The organism is Desulfobacula toluolica Tol2, assembly GCF_000307105.1.
Taxonomy (GTDB): Bacteria; Desulfobacterota; Desulfobacteria; order Desulfobacterales; family Desulfobacteraceae; genus Desulfobacula; species Desulfobacula toluolica.
In genome coordinates this window covers 1,819,770-1,840,433 of the sequence record NC_018645.1, presented here as the reverse complement: position 1 = coordinate 1,840,433, position 20,664 = coordinate 1,819,770, and the positions used below count along the sequence as shown (strand labels likewise).

The window sequence follows — 20,664 nt, the reverse complement described above, 5'->3', positions numbered from 1 at the left end:
TCAAGATTGTTTAATTTCCAAGAATTAATTTTTGGGGATCACATTTTTCACGCAGCACCATCAGCTCATCCATAGAAGGCGGATCAAGTTCCCCGGCCCTTGATATATCCACCTCAAACTCCATGTTGTCCAGCACCTGCTCCGGTGTAATGCCGGGATAGACTTTATCCAGATACATTTTCTTTGTGATTTTATCAAATCCCATAATCGCCATGTTGGTAATCACCGTGGATGGCCCGGAACCGCCGAGGCCTTCTGCCTCACGGCTGCCGGGACCGTTGAGCCACCCCGGACTTGTGAGATAATCAACTTTTTTTACAAATTTTCTTTTTTCATGCTGCATGAAAATAATGCTCTTCGGCACAAAGGATGCCACATCGCAGGCACCGCCACTGCCGGAAAACCGGACCTTTGGGCGATGGTAATCCCCAATCACCGTGGAATTGAGGTTTCCATAAATATCAATCTGTGCGGCCCCCATGATTCCCACAACCCGTTTTCCGGTTTTTTTGTTCTGCATGGTGGCAAACGCATCTGCAAGACTGCCGTTCACCGATGTCGCGTACATGACCCGGGGATCGGCAACAGCCATGGGGACTTCTTCAAGCTTTGAATCAATGGCACCGGTTTCAAAAAATATCACACTTTCCGGCGCACTGATATGTTTTGCCGCCATGGCAGCCAGCATGGAAATCCCGGTGCCGCAAAAAACGATTTCCCCGTTGTTTATCTGCCGGGCAGCAGCAATGGTCATCAGTTCTCTCAAGGTATAATCGGCCATATTATTTCACTCCTAAATTTTTTTAAAAAAAGCCTGTAAAGGCAAAATGATCCGCTCTAAAACCGATTTATCTTCGATCCAGGTTAACAGCATATCCGCGTTCCGGATCAGCCTTGACTGCGTTTAAACGATCCATTCCGGCCAACTCAAGAAACGCCTCATGATGGGGTGTTCCATGGATAAATTTATCCAGGTATTCCCGGTACAACTGATCATCAGAGGCAAATTTTCCATAATTATTTAAATACACAGGGTCATAATCATAACAATTATAACATGCCGTGGGATAAGCGCCCCAGGGCATATGCACAACGGCATCAACACAAAAATGGGGAATCTGGTTCATGTCGGACTGTTTTTTCATCTCATCGGGCTCTAAAAGCTGTTCACAGGTAACGATGAGATATTGTGCCGCTTTGGCCTGTTCCACATCCGCCATGGGCAACCCCTCTATACTTACCGTGCCTTGAGAATCTGCTTTCTGAACATGGATAATGGTGACATCAGGATTAATGGCCGGCACCAGAACGATTTTTTCGACATCCGCCCATTTATTGAACGGATTATCCGCTACAATTAATTTATCGTCCGGAATTTTGGGATCGCCGGTTCTTATTTCCCTGGAAAAGCCCCATTTATTAACAATATCGGTTCCCAGAGAAGACCTGACCGGCAGATAGGGAAGTCCCATGGCACCGGCCTGGAACCGCAGGGTCATTTGATAATTGGAATAATCTTCAACCAGCAGGTCTCCGTTTTGAACCGCACGTTTGAACCGGATACAGGTGGAAGCAAATTTGCCGTTTCCGCCGTATGCGATCTCCAGTTTATCCACACATCCCGCCCCCACAAGCTCGTCCACGCCCTGGCCGTTGGAATGAGCATACAGATGCAGATTTTTTTTTCTCTGGCGGATAATTTCATACACAGCAGCCATGGGGTTTCTGTTTACCGTAAACCCTCCTATGCACATATGACAGCCGTTTTCCACAAATTTCCCGATGGCCGCAGAAAGGTCCATAACTTTTTCTAACCCTTTATTCATCAATATTTTTCCTCTTTATTCATTTCATTATTATTTCAATGGTACTAAACAATCAGGCTTGGAAGCCAGGTAACAATTTCAGGGAATATCATGATCAGTCCGATGGTGACGATATCCAATATAATAAACGGCACTGCGGCTTTGAACAATTCAGCCAGCTTTATTTTATCCGGCACAAGCCCTTTTACAATATACAAGTTCAATCCCATGGGCGGTGAGATATTTCCGGCACACATATTTACGGCCATTAAAATACCGAACCACAAGGTGTCTATCTCCAGGGCGGTCAAAATAGGCAATATAATGGGGGTTGTCATCATAACGATGGCCGCAGGGTCTAAAAACATCCCCATAATCAAAAATCCCAGCATCAGTATCATCACCACCGCAGTGGTTGGCAACGGAAGGGATACGACAAAGTCGGTCAGCTCGGCTGCACATCCGGAATAAATAATAACATACCCAAAAGATGTGGCACCGATAATAATCCAACCGATCATTGCCGTGGTTTTTACGGTATGCAAAAGCGCTTTCCGGGTAGTCTTCACATCCAGGTTTTTTTTTACAAACGCAATGATAAAAACAGCAAGGCAGGCGATGGCACTGGCTTCAGTAGGGGTTGCAACCCCCGTATAGATTGTGAACAACAGAATAAAAATAACCGTTAACAGCGACCATACCTTTGAAAGAGAGGCAAATTTCTCTTTCCATGTAAACCGGACATCATCCCTGGGCGCCACGTCAGGATCAATCAGCACCCGGATAAAAATATAGGCCAGGGCCAGAACGGTCATCAGGATTCCCGGAATAATTCCTCCGGCAAACAGTGCGCCGATGGATTCATTAGCCAGGGTGCCGTAAAGGATAAGAATTACGCTGGGAGGGATCAAGATGGACAAGGCACCGGAAAATGCAACAATGGCACCGGACATGCCGGCCTGATACTCTCTTTTTATCATTTCCGGAAGGGACAGCAGACCGACCGTAGCTGTTCCAGCCGTGCTTGCACCGCAAACCGCACCAAATATAGCGCCAAACACGGCACTGGTCATTCCCAGCCCCCCCGGCAACCGGCGCAGGAAACGATCCGCCACCTCATAGCTGTCCGTTCCCATGCGGCTGTGCATCACCAGCTGTGCCATGAGGATAAACAGAGGGACGCAAACCAATGTATAATTGCCCATATGGCCATATCCGGCCAATGCAACCCCATACAGCCCGGTGGTGCCCGGCCAGAAAACAAGTGCACAGATAATGCTGAGAAATCCCAGAGAAAATGCTACCGGAAGCCCCAGAAAAAGAAAGAAAGACAGAGACACCACCAGAATAGAAAGAACGATATACCATTCCATAAATAAATCTCCTTATTATTTTTCCTCATGTGTTTGAGAAAGCTGTGAGAAATTTCGAACAATTCTCAATATATATTCAAGAAACAACAATGCGGCACCCACTACCAGAAATGCCCTTATGGGCCACAGCGGCCAGGCCAGGTACTCAGTGCTTCTTACATTATGTTCCAGTGCGTCATAGGTAAACACCACTGATTGGATCAGAAATATCAACACATATGTCCCGGCCATAAAAGATGTAATAATATCCAGTACAATTCTTTTTCTTTCCGGGATTCTTTCAGTGGCAATATCTACAGTGACGTGTCCTCCGGCAGGGAGGGTCCATGCCGCACCGATGAACACCACCATGATGAGCATGTACCGGTTGACTTCAAAGCTCCAGGTGGTCGGTGAATTAAAAGCATATCGCATGACCACGTCATAACTTATGGTCAGCATCATGAGTACAACGATCCAACCGGCAATTTCAGCAAGTTTCTCATCAAATGACGCAATGCCGTCCATGATCCGGGTCAGTCCTTTATTTTTATTCATCATTTTATCGTTCCTCTATTTCCCCTGGTTGAAAATGCGTTATTGAAGCCCTGCAATTTTTTCAAGACCGCTATCCTTTTTCAGGGCAGTCCAGGTTTTTTGCTCGGTTTTTATCAAGTCCACCAGTCTTTCACATTCCGGGCTTTCTTTGGCATACCAGTCCCACACCTGCTCCAGCATCTTCTTTGATTTTTCAATATTTTCATTGTCCATGCTGACAAACTTTACCCCGTTTTCCCTGCACCATTTTTCGTTTTCAGCCTCATATTCCGGCCAATATTCAACACTGGCCCAGTGCCCCCACTCACGGGAAACTGTTACAAGCGTATTTCTCAAATCCTCGGGAAGTCTTTCCAGGGCGCGTTTATTGATCCAAAGATCATCCGCCCAGGTAAAGACCGGCGGTGTTGAAAATGTTTTTGCCACCTCAAAAAATTTATAATCCTTTAATCCGTAAGCATAGAAGATCAGTGCGTCCACTGTTCCCCTTTGAAGGGCCGGATAAATTTCTCCTGTGGCCATTGTAACCGGACAGGCTCCCCACGCCTTGGCCACTCTTGTGCTGACCCCACCAGCGGCTCTCAATTTGATATTTTTCAATGACTCCATGGTATTGTATTCAGTATTGCCCCTGCCGATGATGCCGGAGCTGCCGCAAATAATATTGGTAAGCCATACGGCGTTTGCTTTCTCCAGGTAGGCATTATAGATAATATCGTGAAATTCACCGGCTTTTCCGCCCTGATCATTATTCATATAATCCCAGAATTTTTCACGATTGTTCAAAGAAATATACGGCAGCCAATCCACATCGCCTTCCGGCACCATACCATGATAATACGTCCCGCAGCCGGCCAGCATATCAATGGTGCCGCTTTTCAATCCGTCCAGGGCTTCATTTCTTCCGATCAGCTGACTGGCGGGGAAAACAGTAAATTTCAATTTTCCATTTGACGCCTCTTTCACCCTTTTGATAAATTCCTTATACGCTTTATATTGCGGATGCTGCGTGTGCCATGCCATCTGAAATTTCAACCTGTATGTTTTACACTGGGCCATGTTCGGTATTGCTCCGAAAACAAAAACAGACAGGATCACTAAAGCCAATACATTAATGACAAATAAACCTTTTTCCTTCATTGCCGGACTCCTTGTTAAAAGATTAAAACAGTTACAATTTAACTATATTATAAACCATATAAGCATCTTTTGTGCCAAGCCCGATACAGAAATTTTTACCTATGATTTCAAGGAATTATTTATCAGAATGTTTTATGCGAGCGGTTTACGCACACATAAAACCGTGCGGAATCTCACAGCAGTTAAATTTTAGAAGTAATTATGGATTGGGGCAGGACTATCTTATAATCATTCCCGGCAATGGTTGACAAAAAACAATATGACCGTGAATTTGATTATCGAATAATTTTATCTGCCATCACAAGAATGGAGGTGGGGATATTGATACCGATCTTTTTTGCCGTATGCATGTTCACGGTTATCTTAAAATGATCCAGTGTGGAGGTTTTAATTTCAGAAGGGTGGTTGCCCTGGAAGATCAAACTTGCTTTTAAAGCAGCCAGTCTGCCCAGCTGATAATAATCAGGGACAAGTCCCATAAGCGCACAATCGTTGGTCACAAGGTCCTCCAGTGCGGAAAGCGAGGGAATTTTAAATTTATTTACCCTGGTGATAATCTCTGTACCCAGTATTTTTATCATTGAGTCCGAAGGAAGATAAACCGCATCCACCGCTTCATTTAACCTTGTAAGGACTTGAGGGATATCTCTTTTTCCGGTTATCTTAAATTCAGTCAATCTGAAATTGAGCATGGTCTCCATTCCCTTGACAATACCTTTCTGGATAACGGAGTTCTGCTCCAATGGATTATATATGATGCCCAACCGAAAAAAAGGAACCACTTTTTTCAGGGCCTTCAGCTGATGAACAATCGGCACCATACTGCTGACACCGGTGGCATTATTTCCCGATGAATTCCAGCTTGCTATAATTTTCGACTCAACCGGTCGTGTCACAATATTAAACACAACGGGCGTCTGTTTTATTTTTGAAAGTACGCGTTTTGCAGAAGTGGTTCCAAATACATATATCAAATCCACATCACTTTTTCCCAAGGCCGCAATGGCGTCATCCAGCAGTTGCATATCCTGGTTTGCATGGTATTTTATAATATGAATCGCATGCCCGTAATATTTCAATCCATCTGAGAACCCTTTTTCCGCAGGGGTTTCACCGCGCCATGTAACCATTGCAACCCTATGAATTTTTTGTGCAGACAGCAGGGGCAAACAGGATATATCCCACAAACCCGCAAAGGCAATACTCAAAAATAATACCAGAGATATTTTTTTTACCATTGATTAATCCGGGGTATCCAGGTGATATTTTTTAATTTTTTTTCTTAAAGTGGGCAAAGAAATTTTAAGAATGTGTGAGGCATGGGTTTTATTCCATTGAACCGATTCAAGAATATTAAAAATATGCTGGCGCTCCATTTGTGAAAGAGACTGCGAACTGCTGCTCTCTTCTGCGGAAACCGGATGATAGGATAAAATGGTTTCAAGATCATCCAGCAGGATCACACTTCCCCTGGACTGGATGGAGGCGGATACAATAACATTTTCAAGCTCCCGGACATTTCCCGTCCAGGGATGGTGTTTCAGTCTCTCAATACAGCCGTCCTGCAATGTCATATGTTCAACCCCCAGTTCATCCGCACTTTTTTGAACAAAATGGGCCACAAGGTCTTTGATATCGGACAGGCGATGCCTTAACGGCGGAAGGGTCATATTCACAACCTTGAGCCTGTAATACAGATCCGCCCTGAATGTTTTCTGTGTGACCATTGTTTCAAGGTCCCTGTTGGTGGCAGCAATGATCCGGCACTTTGATTTCATAAGTACTTTCCCGCCAACCCGCATATATCTTTTTCTTTCAAGAAAACCCAGCAGCTTTCCCTGGAGGTTCAAAGGCAATTCCCCGATTTCGTCCAGAAACAGGGTGCCGTCCCCTGCCAGTTCGATTTTACCCGGCCTTAAGGTTACGGCTCCCGTAAACGCGCCTTTTTCATGACCAAACAATTCACTTTCCAGAAGTGTGTCCACAACGGCTGAACAATCAAAAGTAATAAATGGTTTTTCACAATCCGTGCTGCTCAGGTGTATCCGTCTTGCAACAATTTCCTTTCCAGTACCGGTTTCCCCCATTATCAATGCGGTTGCCCGGTTCTGGCAAAGCATCCCGATGGTTTTATACACTTCTTTCATGGCACGGCTTTTACCCACGATCTCGCTTTCATTGTAAACCGTTTTTCCTTTATCTTTTACCGCTGTTTTGGCATCTTCATAAAAACTTGCAATGGCATCATTTACCGTTTTTTCCAGTTCATCCGCATCCAAAGGTTTATGAATATAATCATAGGCTCCCCTTTTCATGGCTTCGATGGTGGTTTCCATATCCTGAAATGCCGTAATCATGATCACTTTGGACAGCGGATAAAAATCACGCATTTGACTTAAGGCATCCAGTCCACTGCCGTCGGGAAGACGGATATCAAGGATAACAACGTCGGGGGTACATTCCTTAAACACGGAGATTGACTCATTAACACTTGATGCGGTGTGAATCGAGTGACCTTTCTCAGACATGAACATGCTGATGGATTCGCGGATTGGATGCTCATCATCCACAATCAAAAGATTAGCCATTTATTTCTCCCATGGGTAAAAAGACCTCAAAAGCGGTCCCTGAATTTTTCAAATCAATTACCCTTACCCTTCCCCCATGGGCAGTTGCAATCTGTTTTACATTGGCAAGACCAAGGCCGGTTCCATTTGTCTTGGTCGTATAAAAGGGCTCGAAAATATGGGGAAGCAAATCTCTTGAAATTCCTTTGCCGTTATCTTCAACCCGTATCATGGCACAGGGTGTGCCGTTTTGTTTTTTTACAGCCGTTAAAACCCTTATAATCCCGAAATCATCCACTGAGTCCAAGGCATTTAAAAGAAAATTGATAATTATTTGTTCAATTTTGCCTTTATCAGCAAGAAATTCTTTTAAGCCAGGGTCAAGTTTAATTTCACACTCAATGCTTTTTCTATGAAACTTCATTTCCAACAATTCAACACAGGAACGGACAATATCATTGATGTCAACCATGTCAAACTTTAATGACACTGGTTTTGCAAAATCAAGCAATTGTTTTAAAATGCCTTCAAGCCGGTTAATCTCCCGTTCTGATATTTGAATGCGTTTTCTGTCATTGCCTTTTAAAATCATATTCTTGCCCAGAATCTGAAGATTCATTTTTACCGATGACAGCGGATTTCTGATCTCATGGGAAAGCGATGCTGTCAATTGCCCGATATAGGCCATGCGCTCCATTTCCCTGCTTTTCTTCTCCGTCTCAACCCGTTTGGTAATATCCCTTACAATACAAAGGTTATAATCTCTGCCCCCGAAACGGGACGGCCTGAAATTTATTTCCGTTGGCAGGCATTTTTTGTCCTTAGTTAATCTCAGATACTCAAAAGCTTCCGGCTCCGCACACTTGTTTATCCCCCTGGAAATAATCGCATTTACTTTTTCATGGCTTTTTTTTGAAACAAAAGACAAAAACGAAGCCTGCAGAGGCTCTTTGATCCGGCATCCATGCATCCCGCAGAAAGCCTGATTCACAAAGGCAATCCGATCTTTATCCAGCACCAGAAATCCGTCACTGATCTCTTCAACCAGGGTTTTATACTTATGCTCTGATTCCTTTAGTTCCACAGTTCTTGACGCCACATCTTTTTCAAGCTGCTGGGCATAGTCTTTCAGATATTTTTCATGCTTTTTTTGAAAATCGGAGCTGAACCGGTTAATGGTATACGAAAGAGCTGTATTAACCGCTTCAATATTTTCACACAACAGTTCTCTTGGCGATTCTTTTATGAGAGCGGGAACAATAAGTTTGCGAAAAAGTTCAAATGCTTTTTGAACATCATCCAGCCGAAATCCCTCTTCCAGACGAATATTGCTGATTTCATCAATAAATCGATTAATCAGAGCATGGTCATTGCAAACTATCATGCTGCAACTCGCATCATAGGCCATTTCCGTGGTAACCCGCAACTCGTCAAGGGATCTGAGTTCATAATTTCTGGACACATGATACTTGAGCCTTTTTTTCCACTCAAGCGTTATCTCAGCTCGATGCCTATTGAAAAAATCTTCCCAGTCAAATTTTTTAATACTCATTTTTGCAACCATTGCTCAACCATAACTTAGCTGTCACTCAACCAGCATTGCAAGACCCTGCATCACTTCCTCTTTCTTTTCTTTTGAATAGAGCAGTTCAACAAGCTTTAATGCAAACTCACAGGCGGTTCCCGCTCCCCTGCTGGTGATACAGTTGGCGTCCACCACAACATTGGATTCAATAATATTTCCATTATCAATCTGATCCACAAACCCGGGATGACAAGTTACACGACCGGGAGTGACAAGCCCGTGGTGATGCAGGACAACGGCCGGAGAGGCACAGATGGCTGCATAATATTTTTCAAGTTTTGCCTGTTTTTTAAGCAGAATTTCAAGTTCGGTTGAATTGCGAAGATTCTGGGCTCCAGGAATTCCGCCAGGAAGGACAATCAAATCGAATTCTTCCTCCATGCAATCTTGGATCAGTTTGTCCGCCTTAAATTCGATTCCCTTTGACGCTTTAATCATGATTTCATCCACAGACGCGACAACAACATTCGCACCTGCCCTTCGAAGAACATCAATAATGGTGATGGCCTCCATTTCCTCCGTCCCCTGGGCCACCGGAACAAGGACATTTCTTTCCATGGCACCCTCCTGTTATTTTAAGATTTAAAAAAAACAATCATATAAAAACAAATTAGCAGCTAGTTTTGATGAAGTCAATCAGCTCAAACAGTCAACAGGACAATCCATTTACATGAGATCACACTAAATAATAAGGGCTTGTTTGACTTTAATCCAGCCGACCATGCCCTTTGAAAAAACTATTTTCACATACCCGTTTCTTTGTTCTTCAACTCTGACCTTGGTTCCGGCATGGAGGCTGAACAATTTTGTGGATTTATCCGTAACCCCTGAGCGCACAGCCACTTCATCGGCCACAATAACGGCGGCAAGGTTTGCAGATTGTTTATAAAAATTCACGCAGGTGATAGAGGTAACAATGATAAATACGGAACAGATAAAAACACCTGTCCCTGAAAACACCTTTTGTTGTTGTACCACCCTGACAGCTGCCCATGCAAAAAAAACAAAAGAGAGGAACACAGATGTGATCTGAAGTGTTTTCACAGAAATCAGTTTATCCCAGAAAAAAAGAACATCCATGATATTCACAGAAGACTCTTTTTTATCTTTCACAAGGCTGTTGGCATATTCAAGGTTGAATCTCAGGTCGGGATCATTAGGAGCCAAAACCAATGCCCGTTCATACCAGAGGACGGCACGACCTATGTCATTGGCTTTCAGATAGGAATTTGCAACATTATAAAAAAGATAGGGGTTTTTGATGTGATTTTTTGCAACGGTTTCAAACTGCATGGCAGCCTGCTGGAAATGACCGGCCTTATAATTTTTAACTGCGTCCATAAAAGTGGTTGCAGGATCGGCCATTGCTCTTTGCGGAACAAAAGAGAACAGTCCCATGCAGAACAGGGCAAGGCAGAACAATTTCAATATCTGTTTTGTTTTTGACAACAGGGCATCTGGTTTAATTTCATGAATCTTGGTTCCTCCGAACCGAACCGATTCTATGGTGTCAAGCAGCTCCACAACCTGTTCAATTGAGGCAGTATCCACATGGGCATCGCTTAAAATACCCCGGGCTTCCTGTATGGTCACGGTTTCGCCTCTTTTTTTCCCCTTAGCCAGAATAAACGCCACTAAAGCGGAATAAACATGGCTCAAAAACTGCGATTCCCCGGCATCTGTTTTCCCGGCCTGTTTTAAATGATGTTTTGCCTTTTCTTCCATAAGCTTTTCAACTGATACATCTTTTTTTGTAACCAGGACAAACAGTTTAACACCTGAAAATAAAAATGCTGGAATGGACAACAACAAAATAAAAAAGAGCGGCTCTATTTGCCTGTAATCTTTTAACACCTCCAACCCTTCTTTTATTTCCAGGATATCTTTATTAATCAGGGAAACCTCTTGTTTAACAACAGATTTTTCCTGTGACAGGTTCAAGGGGGCAGCCGCAAGATGTATTTGCTCAGACGGCCTGACATCCAAATGGATTTGATCTGTTGAAATTGTCTGATATGCTTTTTTATCCACATCAAAATAAATCAGCACAACAGGCTTGATCACATATTTGCCAGGATTAACGGGAACAAGGGCTTTTTTGAATATCTTAACCCCCTCATAACCATCTTGCGTCAATTGAATGTTTTCCACTGGATTATCATCATAGACTTTAAACGCATCCGTATTCAGATCAATTTCAGGAGGGCTTGCATCCATGATATTGCCAGACCCTGAAATTTTAATGGTAAGTGTGATTGATTCACCGGCCTTGAGTGTTGTTTTGTCCGTTATTACGTCAGTTGTTCCGTCCGTTATTCCATCAATTTTCCCATCGGTTGTACCGTCAATTGTCCCCTCAATCTCAAAACGGCCAACAAGTCCTGAAAATTTACCTGTGCCTTCATAGGGAGGAACAGGAGATACGTTAATTTCTACCGGATTTGATACCACACGCACAGGCTTGGAACGGCTGGACGAAAAAAAAGAATCATTAAAAAAAGAATCCAACCGGGGGTCACGGTTTGATTTTACCACCACATTGGCAATGAGAACCGCAGGATCAATGGTAAAATTTCCGGGACTTGCCGGGATAATGACGTAATCGACTTGGGTAACCTGAAAAAGGACCCCGTTGATATTCAAATTATAAGTTTTTTCCTTTTCAAAAGGTTTGGATGAAAACCCGTTAAATTCAGGCGGAGTTTCAAACCCTAAACCGGACAATAGTTTTGAGGTAAAAAACCGCAGGGTAAAAACCGCCTGCTGGCCTACAAAAAGACTGGACTGTGCCACATGGGCTTTGGCAAACAAGGCCTTGTCGTCATCGGATTTCACCACCTGATCGGACACATGGATGACAATTTGCCGGGTAAACGCAGTTTGACCATCCTGTGTGGCCTTGATGGCGGGAATCTTCAACTCGCCTTTTGCCAGGGGTATCAATACATATTGATAGGTTGCCTTTCTTTCAGACCTGCCATTGATAAAATTATAACTGGATGAGGTTCCCCGGGACTTGACCTTAAAATCCCTTATCATTGAAAGATCCAGGTCAGCTTGACCTCCGTTGACCTCCACCTTTAAAAAAACGGAATCACTGATTGAAATCCGGGTTTTATCCACATGGGCCGTTACATCGAAACCATAAACCATTGACGGTATGAATACCGCCAGCACTATTGCGATGAAAAAAAATCTTTTCAGATTCATATCATTACCAGTCTTTTTCAATATGTCGCTCCTCTATCACAGGCATCATTGCACTGCCAGGTTTGTCTTCAAGCCGGTTGAGCATGTTTTCCATTGCCTGGTCTGCCTGTTTTTGCTGCTGGTTATCTTCAGAAGCGGCTGTTTCATTCCCCTTTGCCTGTTGAGTCTTTTTGTCTTGCGCCTGGGACGGTGTTTCTCCGGGATTATCGCCCTGCTGATGTTCAGATGATGGTTTGTCCTGCTGCTGATTCTGATTTTTATTCTGATTCTGATTTTGGTTTTTCTCCTGTTCCTGATTTTTATCCAGGCCTTCTGTATTTTGCTTGTCCTGATTATTTTGCTTGTCCTTATTTTTATCGTCCCCATCTTTATCAGGGTTTGATTTTTGCTGTTCCTGTTCTTGTTTTTTTTGTTTTGCAAGCGCAAGGTTTTCTTTTGCGTCATTATCATCCGGGAATTTCTTTAAAACAGCTTCATATCCCTTGATGGCCTCGTTAAAATTTCCCATCTGATATTGTGTGTTGGCAAGATTATATTGGGCATTATGGCGCAGGTTGACGTCTTCTGATCTGGCCGCCTCAGTAAAGTTTTTCAAAGCATGTTCATATTCTTTGTTCATATAAGCTGCCGCGCCAATATTATAATAAAGCGTTTCATTATCAGGACGTTCAAGCTGGGCGTCAATAAAGTGTTTTTTGGCCTGTTCATACTTCTGCTCTTCATAGGCTTGTATTCCCTGCTTGACACTGGAAGAAACCGTTTTGGCATAAACCGGAACAGTCTGGGCTGAAAAAAGACTTAAGCTGAATGCGACAATCACTACAAACCATCGGTGTGATTTGCGTTTTGACGACAACACAAATTCCATCAACAATAACACAAGGCAGGGAAAAAGAAACCATTGATAACGGTTCTCCCAGACTTTTTTCTTACCTGATGTCAGGGTTTTTCGTTCCATGGTGCCAAGGATTTTATCCTTATAAATCACATCAAGATCCATATCCCCTGCCACAGACCTGACATAAGCGCCGCCTGTCATGGCGGCCAGTTTTTCCAGACCTTGTTCATCCACCCTGGATAAAACAATATTGCCGGATGCATCTTTTTTAAACCCGCCGTTTTCATCGGGTATGGGAGCGCCTTGAAGATCCCCCACACCAATACAAAAAATCTTGATTCCCTGCTTGAGCATCTCTTTGGCAGTTTCTTCCACATCCCCGGACGTGTTTTCGCCATCCGTAATAATGATAATGGCTTTTTCAGTATCAGACTCTTTTTCAAACCCACTGTAGCTTGTCGTGACTGCCGCATCAAGATTGGTCCCGCCCACCGGCAAAAAACCCGGCTCAAGCACTTTTAAAAAAACATTAAACGCCTCATGGTCAAGGGTTAACGGGCATTGAAGAATGGCCCTGCCGGAAAAGGCAACAAGCCCTGCCCTGTCGGATTTCATCATGCGCAGCAAATCAACAATCTCTCTTTTTGCACGCTCAAGACGGTTGGGCTTGATATCCTGGGCCAGCATGCTTTTTGAACAGTCAAGGGCGATAATGATATCCACACCTTTTTGCGTTGTTTTCTCCCACCTGTATCCCAATTGCGGACCTGCCAGAGCAACGATGGCAAACCCTGAAGCCAGGAGGATTAAAACCGCCTTTATCCACCGCCTTTTAGGATCAAATCCGGGAATAATGGAAGAAAACATGTTTGCCCCGGCAAATTCGGACAATATTTTTTTTCGTTTCAAAATGCCGTACACCATGATGCCGAACACCGGGATCAGTGTCCATAATAAATTCAACAAATAGGGATGGGCAAATTTCATTTACGGTATCCTTAAAAATCGTGTGTTGGCCAGTATAATATAAATGAGAAGCAGGATCAAACCGGTTGCCAGCAGACCCTGATACAACTCCTTATACTCCACCCATTTTTCAACGTCCACCTTTGTTTTTTCAAGGGTGTTGATCATTTCGTATATTTGCTCAAGAGCGGTTAAGTCCCCCGCCTCAAAAAAGCTGCCCGAAGTTTGTTCGGCAATCGTTTTCAAGGCATCCAGGTCCACATCCACTTTCTGGTATACATACCGTTTGCCGAACATGCCGTCCACAAGAAACGGAGCTTCCCCTTTTGTGCCAACCCCGATGGTATAGATTTTCACCTTTCTCTGGGCGGCAATCCGTGTTGCATCCTGCCAGGAAAGTTCACCTGAATTGCTTTTCCCGTCTGTGAGCAGAATAATAATATTGGATTTGCTTTGAATATCTTCCAGCCGCTTTAAGGAAATACCGATGGCATCCCCGATGGCGGTCATGGGCCCTGCTGCCCCGATATTCAACCGGTCCAGAATAAAGGCAATGGTGTTATAATCACGAGTCAAAGGAAGCTGGGTAAAAGCATTTGACCCGAAAACCACCATGCCGATGCGATCCCCTTCACGTTTGAGGACAAAATCGCGCACAACCCCTTTTACCGCCTCAAGCCGGGTCACAATCTTTTTGTTCTTTTTAAAATCAAGGGCCTGCATGGATTCGGAAAGGTCAAGGGCCAGGATAATATTAACGCCTTGAGTGGTCACGTTTACTTTTTTATCCCCCCACTGGGGCCTGGCAAGAGCAAGTATCAACAACACCAGGGCCGCGATTTTCAAAAGCGGCATAATGCTTGAAAGCCTTACCATAAAAGACCTGGGAAGCGTGTGAACACCATCCAGGGACGACACCCTGATATGGTTGGCATTTTTCTTTCTATATTTCAAAAAAAGGACAACAGCCACCACCAAAAGCAGACACAAAAAAAGCGGCGAGGCAAATCTGAACATTATGCTCTCTCCTTTTGTTTTTCTGCTTGTTTTTCTGCTTGTTTTTCCGATAGCAGTTCGGCTTGTTTGGTCAGGTCTTTTTCTATTTGATCTATGATAGCTTTGATCAACAGAAGATCTTTTTTCACCCGGTCTTTTTGTGGCACAACACCTGCATATTTAAAAGGATCGGATATGTTCTGAAACTCTGCCATCTCTTTTTTTATACCTTTATCAAGATCAAGGGTCTTTAAGCTGCGAATAAACTCCTGGGATGTCATTTCAATGGCGTTGATACCAAAAGAACGACCTATATATTGCCGCAGAACAATCGTCAGATCAAAATAAAAAGCTCTGGGATCATCCATTTGCCTTTGAAACAAAAGATCCAGCGCTTTTGCGGCTGCTTCATAGGGTGCCAAAGGCTGAGGAAGGGCTTTTTGGTCTTTGGAATGTTTTTTTCTTTTCCAAAATTTTTTGACCAGAAAAAATACCAGGGCAGCCACAAGAACGGCAGCCGACACCATCAAGATAATTTTAAAAAGAATTGGGTCAAAACCGACTTGAACAGGAGGCCTTATGCCATGGATATCCTTCATTTACAGCAGTCTCCTTTCCCTTAACCTAAAATACCGGGACAAGGTATCTGATACTGAAGCTGCGGTTTCAAGTTCAATCACATCACTTTGGGCCTTGGAAAAAAGGGTCAAGGTTTTTTTGTGATTCGCCTGTTTTGCAGTAAAAAATTTCTTCCGGGTATGTGTATCAAATGCATCAAATACCATTTCTCCGTCGGTTTCAAAATCCGACAGAGTTACAATGCCTTTAAACGGAAGTTCAAACGCCCCTTGATCATAAATCATAACCCCGATCACCTCATGACGTTGCCTGACGGTTCTCAGACTTTTCAGGTAACCGTCATCCAGAAAATCCGACAAAACAAACACAAAAGATCTTTTCTTGGATATTTTCGCCAGAAAATCCAGGGCTTCCGATATGTCGGTGCCTTTTCCCTGTGGCGAAAACGTGAAAATCTCCTTGATCACCCTCCAGATATGGCCGGACCCTTTTTTAGGCGGTATATATTTTTCAACCCGGTCAGTAAAAAAAATCACTCCAACTTTATCATTATTTTTAACGGCATTAAACGCAAGCACCGATGCCACCTCTGCGGCCCTCTCAAGTTTCGGCCCGAAAAAAGTCCCGAACTTTAACGAGGCACTCATGTCGATGAGCAGCATGACAATGCTTTCGCGCTCTTCCTTGTAAAGTTTGACAAAGGGCTTGCCAAGCCGTGCCGAAACCTTCCAGTCAATGGTTTTAACATCATCGCCCGGGCAATACTCCCTGACTTCTTCAAACTCAATGCCCGAACCCCTGAACACGGATTTATACTGCCCTGCCATGATGCTGTTCACCGTGCGGCTGGATTTGATGTGGATTCGTTTTATTTTTTTAATAATATGTGCGGGAATCATCTGATGCGCATCCTCAAATCAAGGCACCTCAACCGAATCAAAAAGCGTTTGGATTATATCTTCGCACGAGATATCTTCAGCTTCAGCCTCAAAGCTCAAGATAATTCTGTGCCTTAACACATCCGGCCCCACAAGCTTGATATCCTGGGGTGTAACATAGGCCCTGCCAGACAGAAATGCATTCACGCGGGCGGCTTTTGCAAGAAAGATAGTGGCTCTGGGAGATGCACCGAACTCGATATACTCGGCCATGTCCATCCCGTATTTTTCGGGCTGACGGGTGGCAAACACCAGGTCAACGATATACTCTTTGAGTTTTTCATCCACATAGATATGGTCAATCAACTCTCCCATGGCGGCAAGCTGGTCACAACTGATGACCGGATTGACGGTATCTGTCTTTTGAAAACTGTTCTTTTTAAGGATCTCCAGTTCCTGGGCCTTGTCAGGGTAGTCAATGCAGACTTTCAGCATAAACCGGTCCACCTGGGCTTCAGGCAGCGGATAGGTTCCTTCCTGTTCAATGGGATTCTGGGTGGCCAGAACCAGGAAAGGGGACGGCAGCACAAAAGTTTGATCTCCAATGGTAACCTGTTTTTCCTCCATGGCTTCAAGGAGTGCGGATTGAACCTTGGAAGGTGCCCGGTTAATTTCATCTGCCAGAATGATATTGTTAAACAAAGGCCCTTTTCTCGTCACAAAATCAGCGGTTTTAGGGCGATATATTTCAGTTCCGGTCAAATCCGCCGGAAGAAGATCCGGTGTAAACTGGATGCGTTTGAACTGCGCCTGCACAACAGAAGCCAGAGCCTTTACAGCACTGGTTTTAGCCAGTCCCGGGACACCCTCGATCAGCACATGCCCTCCTGTTAAAAGCCCGGTCAAAAGACTGTCCACCAGCTTTTCCTGGCCCACGAGTTGTTTTGAGATTTCGTTCCGGATACTGCTGATTAACAGATGACTTTTCTCTATTGATTCTTTGATCTCTTCCATAATCCTTATTTTGCCCATATCATTTAAAGTTTAACATCATAAACCATATCAAGCCCTGTTTCTTAACAATGAATTCATCTAATATAGTATTGGTTAATCAAGTGTCAAGAGACGAAGCAAGCAAACAGGCCATGACTTTTCAGGTTTGAGCAACAAGATTGGCCGGGTTGTTTTTCAACATAAAATACGCTGTATCAAAAATAAAAAAACTCCGATTATTGACGACTCTTCAGATAATTGATATAGGTAAGCTTCATTTTAAACAAAAGAAATAAGTTATGGAAAATATTATTAAAAGAGACAAATTTGATTTTGAAATCGGATATTTGACCAAAAGCCCGTGCCTTACCTGCGACAAAAAATCATCGCTTCCAAAATGCCATGACGGCTGCCTTATCCTGGATGAAATCCAGACAAAACTGGCACGGGGAATCTCATCCCAGCGATCTTCCTACGAAAGTTAGATCACAGGCAGCTTCCTGATATAGAACTGTTCGTTCTGATATTCAGAAACCTTAAGTTTGTTTTCTTCCAATAATTTTTCAATGACTGAGAAATCACTGCCCGCCTTTTTTAAATACCCGGCAACCGCATCTTTTCGCATGGGGTGAACCGATGTAATGCTTAATATGTCGTCTTCAATATTCCCGGTAAACGCAAACTGGTTCCCCTCATATCCAATCAGGTATTCAGTATTTATCCCCCGGTCGTCAAACACATGGTAGGCCTGATTCAAGGCTTGTTCTCCGGGAGGCTTTACCCATTTTTGTGCAGGCGGTCGTGTTGGAATGCTCAGGTATGCTGTGGCGCAGTCTATGCCCAGAATAAAATCAGCAGTTTTTTCGATGTTTTGCCTGTCGTCATTCAGGCCCTTGATCAGCATGGTTTCCGTTACAAGCCGCCCTGTAAATTTTTTTGCAAAAGAACTAATCCCGTCTAACATGACATCAAATTTAATGCCGTTGTGGGGGCGGTCTATTTTCCGCCATGTCTTTTCATCCAGAGTATCAATTTTAACGGATACCCAGTCTGCCTTGCACAGGTCATGTCGAACGTCAATCCTGTGCAGGAGGCTTGAGTTGGTTATGACGGCAATTTTAATACCCAGCGGACGCAGCCGGTCGATTAATAGTCCCAATTTTGCATCAAGTGTGGGTTCACCATCCGACACAATGGTTAAATAGTCAATGGATTCATTATTGGATTGCGCATTGATTAATTTTGTTTTTGTCTCTTCCACCAGCCTGTCAGGATCATGAAAAACACACCTGTACACAATCATTTTTTGAGTTTTGCCCAGCTGGCAGTATACGCAGGAATATGTGCATATTTTTGGAGGAATATTGTTTATCCCAACACTTTTTCCCAGGCGTCTGGATGGCACAGGGCCAAATACGGTTTTTGAATTCATTTTTACTCCCTTTTATAATATCCCGGAATTGATTTCATTGTAATTTTATGAATCTATACCCGAAAACTGTTAGTTACCATAGTTCAACAGGAGGGACAACAACCAAAGCTCCGACCGCGCCAGCTCCTTTTTACTCGACCCGGAGAATTTTGATTTTGTCTTTCGACATCAGATCATAGAGATCCAGGCGCATGTCATGAAGGGGCCGGACCGTTGCCACATGCCGCTGCTGGGACAGGGAAGACAAGGCCAGTTCGGATATGACAACCGCTTCCACATTGGGGTCTGCCTCTCCCTCTATCCCTTTTTCCGGAAATGAGAAATCGCTGGGAGTAAGTATGGCGGCCTGGCTGTAGTTCAGAAAGGAACCTGATCTGGTTTGCATATTTCCGACACTTCCTGTCATCACAACATATATAAAATTTTCAACGGCCCTGGCCTGGGCGCAATGCCGTACACGATAGTAGGCTTTTTTCTCTTCCGTGTAATAAGGCACAAAAATGATTTCAGCGCCTGCCAGGGTCAAAAGGCGGGATACCTCCGGAAATTCAATGTCATAGCATACCTGGATCGCAATCCTGGCCAGCGGGGTGTTGAAAATCCGAACAGATGTGCCTGGTTCAATTCCCCCTTCATTACGTTCTGCCGGGGTGATGTGAAGCTTGTCCTGGGTATGAACATTTCCGGCCGGGGTGAACAAATGGGCTGTGTTATAGAACTTGCCCTCCCTTAATACCGGGGTGGACCCGCCGATAATATAGATGTTATACTTCCGTGCAAAGCGCTTGAACATATCAATATACTGATCCGTATAACCGGCAAGTTTCAGGGCGGCATCTCTCATGGACATCTTTTTTTCCTGAAAACTTAAAAGCTGATAAGTAAAGTATTCGGGGAAAAGCAGAAAATGGCAGTGATAGGAATCAGCCGTATCCACAAAAAACTCAACCGATCGCTCAAGATCCTCAAAAGACCGGATGGGCCTCATGTGGTATTGAGCTGCGCAGACCCTGACCCGCCGGGCCTGGATTTTTGGAAACACGGCCGAGGAAATTCTTTTTTTTGCCAGATTATAATCAGGGTTGGGCATGACAAGAAAGGTTGAGTAATTCAAACTGGAATGGTCGATGGTGATGTCCAGCTGAACTTTTTTCACCTGATAACCGACTTTCAAGTGGGTACTCAGGGCCTGATCTTTTAACTCGCCCTTTTTCACCTTTTCCACATATTGCTCAGCCGTCATTTTTCCTGCGTAATTCCGATATCCGGAAAGCCTTCCATAGGCGATCATCTGCTTGAGGTTATATCGTTTGAGAATGCTTTTCCGCCGGCTGTACAGCAGCATGGCAATACCCCGGCGCTGGTAATCGGGATGAACGGCAATATCCGCACCATAAAGAGTGTCTCCGTCCGGGTTATGCGTGCTGAACGTACCAGCCCCGGTCAGTTCATCCACATCGTACCAGAAGTCGTCATCAATACTGACTATAATGCTGGTGGCGTATCCGACTATTTTTTTATTGCAGACCGCCACAAACTGTCCCTGGGGAAAAGCGGCAAACTGCATTTCATAATGACGTTCAGAATATATGAACTCTTCTGAATAATCATGGTAGGTGGCTCTGCTGCATTCTATTATTTCCGGAATGTCTTCATGACGCCACCTTCTGGTTGTGATTTTTGATTGTAACTTACCCATTAGATTACTCCTTATATTGTGTGCCTTGACGGATATCTGATTAATAGAGAAACATTTTGCGTCCGA

Annotated in this window: 18 protein-coding genes; 1 reads left to right on the top strand and 17 read right to left on the bottom strand. The window is 44.0% G+C overall.

What is annotated here, in order from left to right:
• Window positions 1-10: 10 nt before the first annotated feature.
• The 15 genes from TOL2_RS08375 to TOL2_RS08300 all read right to left on the bottom strand — a co-directional run bounded on the left by TOL2_RS08375 (window position 11) and on the right by TOL2_RS08300 (window position 17,488).
• On the bottom strand, window positions 11-781 hold the full coding sequence (locus TOL2_RS08375; protein ID WP_014957062.1) for a CoA-transferase subunit beta: 771 nt from the start codon (window positions 779-781) through the stop codon (window positions 11-13).
• Window positions 782-848: 67 nt separating this feature from the next.
• A complete protein-coding gene (locus TOL2_RS08370) occupies window positions 849-1,826 on the bottom strand; it encodes a CoA transferase subunit A (RefSeq protein WP_014957061.1) in 978 nt (325 codons plus the stop codon).
• Window positions 1,827-1,870: 44 nt separating this feature from the next.
• A complete protein-coding gene (locus TOL2_RS08365) occupies window positions 1,871-3,178 on the bottom strand; it encodes a TRAP transporter large permease (protein ID WP_014957060.1) in 1,308 nt (435 codons plus the stop codon).
• A 15-nt stretch (window positions 3,179-3,193) separates the two neighbouring features.
• Window positions 3,194-3,718 (bottom strand): TRAP transporter small permease subunit, encoded by a 525-nt coding sequence (locus TOL2_RS08360; RefSeq protein ID WP_014957059.1) that lies wholly within the window; start codon window positions 3,716-3,718, stop codon window positions 3,194-3,196.
• A 36-nt stretch (window positions 3,719-3,754) separates the two neighbouring features.
• Complete coding sequence (locus tag TOL2_RS08355) at window positions 3,755-4,855, bottom strand: TRAP transporter substrate-binding protein (RefSeq protein ID WP_014957058.1); 1,101 nt, start codon at window positions 4,853-4,855, stop codon at window positions 3,755-3,757.
• Between the two features lie 275 nt (window positions 4,856-5,130).
• Window positions 5,131-6,093: an ABC transporter substrate-binding protein gene (locus tag TOL2_RS08345; RefSeq protein WP_014957057.1), complete on the bottom strand. Its 963-nt coding sequence runs from the start codon at window positions 6,091-6,093 to the stop codon at window positions 5,131-5,133.
• Between the two features lie 3 nt (window positions 6,094-6,096).
• The gene (locus tag TOL2_RS08340) at window positions 6,097-7,443 is read right to left on the bottom strand and encodes a sigma-54-dependent transcriptional regulator (RefSeq protein WP_014957056.1); all 1,347 of its coding nucleotides are present in this window, start codon (window positions 7,441-7,443) and stop codon (window positions 6,097-6,099) included.
• The gene (locus TOL2_RS08335) at window positions 7,436-8,974 is read right to left on the bottom strand and encodes a two-component system sensor histidine kinase NtrB (RefSeq protein ID WP_158406084.1); all 1,539 of its coding nucleotides are present in this window, start codon (window positions 8,972-8,974) and stop codon (window positions 7,436-7,438) included. The genes TOL2_RS08340 and TOL2_RS08335 overlap by 8 nt, the downstream gene beginning before the upstream one ends.
• Window positions 8,975-9,007: 33 nt before the next feature.
• Window positions 9,008-9,565, bottom strand: coding sequence for a DJ-1 family glyoxalase III (locus TOL2_RS08330; protein ID WP_014957054.1), 558 nt, complete (start codon window positions 9,563-9,565; stop codon window positions 9,008-9,010).
• A 123-nt stretch (window positions 9,566-9,688) separates the two neighbouring features.
• The gene (locus TOL2_RS08325) at window positions 9,689-12,238 is read right to left on the bottom strand and encodes a BatD family protein (RefSeq protein WP_014957053.1); all 2,550 of its coding nucleotides are present in this window, start codon (window positions 12,236-12,238) and stop codon (window positions 9,689-9,691) included.
• Complete coding sequence (locus tag TOL2_RS08320) at window positions 12,222-14,042, bottom strand: VWA domain-containing protein (protein ID WP_014957052.1); 1,821 nt, start codon at window positions 14,040-14,042, stop codon at window positions 12,222-12,224. Before TOL2_RS08320 ends, TOL2_RS08325 begins: the two co-directional genes overlap by 17 nt.
• Window positions 14,043-15,038 (bottom strand): VWA domain-containing protein, encoded by a 996-nt coding sequence (locus TOL2_RS08315; RefSeq protein WP_014957051.1) that lies wholly within the window; start codon window positions 15,036-15,038, stop codon window positions 14,043-14,045. It lies immediately after the preceding gene.
• Window positions 15,038-15,616: a hypothetical protein gene (locus tag TOL2_RS08310; RefSeq protein WP_014957050.1), complete on the bottom strand. Its 579-nt coding sequence runs from the start codon at window positions 15,614-15,616 to the stop codon at window positions 15,038-15,040. The genes TOL2_RS08315 and TOL2_RS08310 overlap by 1 nt, the downstream gene beginning before the upstream one ends.
• The gene (locus tag TOL2_RS08305) at window positions 15,617-16,495 is read right to left on the bottom strand and encodes a DUF58 domain-containing protein (RefSeq protein ID WP_014957049.1); all 879 of its coding nucleotides are present in this window, start codon (window positions 16,493-16,495) and stop codon (window positions 15,617-15,619) included.
• Between the two features lie 18 nt (window positions 16,496-16,513).
• Window positions 16,514-17,488: an AAA family ATPase gene (locus TOL2_RS08300; RefSeq protein ID WP_041279901.1), complete on the bottom strand. Its 975-nt coding sequence runs from the start codon at window positions 17,486-17,488 to the stop codon at window positions 16,514-16,516.
• A 278-nt stretch (window positions 17,489-17,766) separates the two neighbouring features.
• On the opposite strand from TOL2_RS08300, the gene TOL2_RS08295 reads away from it, so the two are divergent.
• Window positions 17,767-17,952 (top strand): hypothetical protein, encoded by a 186-nt coding sequence (locus TOL2_RS08295; protein ID WP_041279371.1) that lies wholly within the window; start codon window positions 17,767-17,769, stop codon window positions 17,950-17,952.
• Here the strand turns inward: TOL2_RS08295 and TOL2_RS08290 are convergent.
• Both TOL2_RS08290 and TOL2_RS08285 read right to left on the bottom strand, forming a co-directional pair.
• Window positions 17,949-18,899 carry a radical SAM protein gene (locus TOL2_RS08290; RefSeq protein WP_014957047.1) on the bottom strand — a complete coding sequence of 317 codons (951 nt, stop codon included), beginning with the start codon at window positions 18,897-18,899 and terminating at the stop codon, window positions 17,949-17,951. The genes TOL2_RS08295 and TOL2_RS08290 overlap by 4 nt on opposite strands.
• Window positions 18,900-19,029: 130 nt before the next feature.
• Window positions 19,030-20,598: a bifunctional GNAT family N-acetyltransferase/carbon-nitrogen hydrolase family protein gene (locus tag TOL2_RS08285; RefSeq protein ID WP_014957046.1), complete on the bottom strand. Its 1,569-nt coding sequence runs from the start codon at window positions 20,596-20,598 to the stop codon at window positions 19,030-19,032.
• Window positions 20,599-20,664 lie beyond the last annotated feature (66 nt).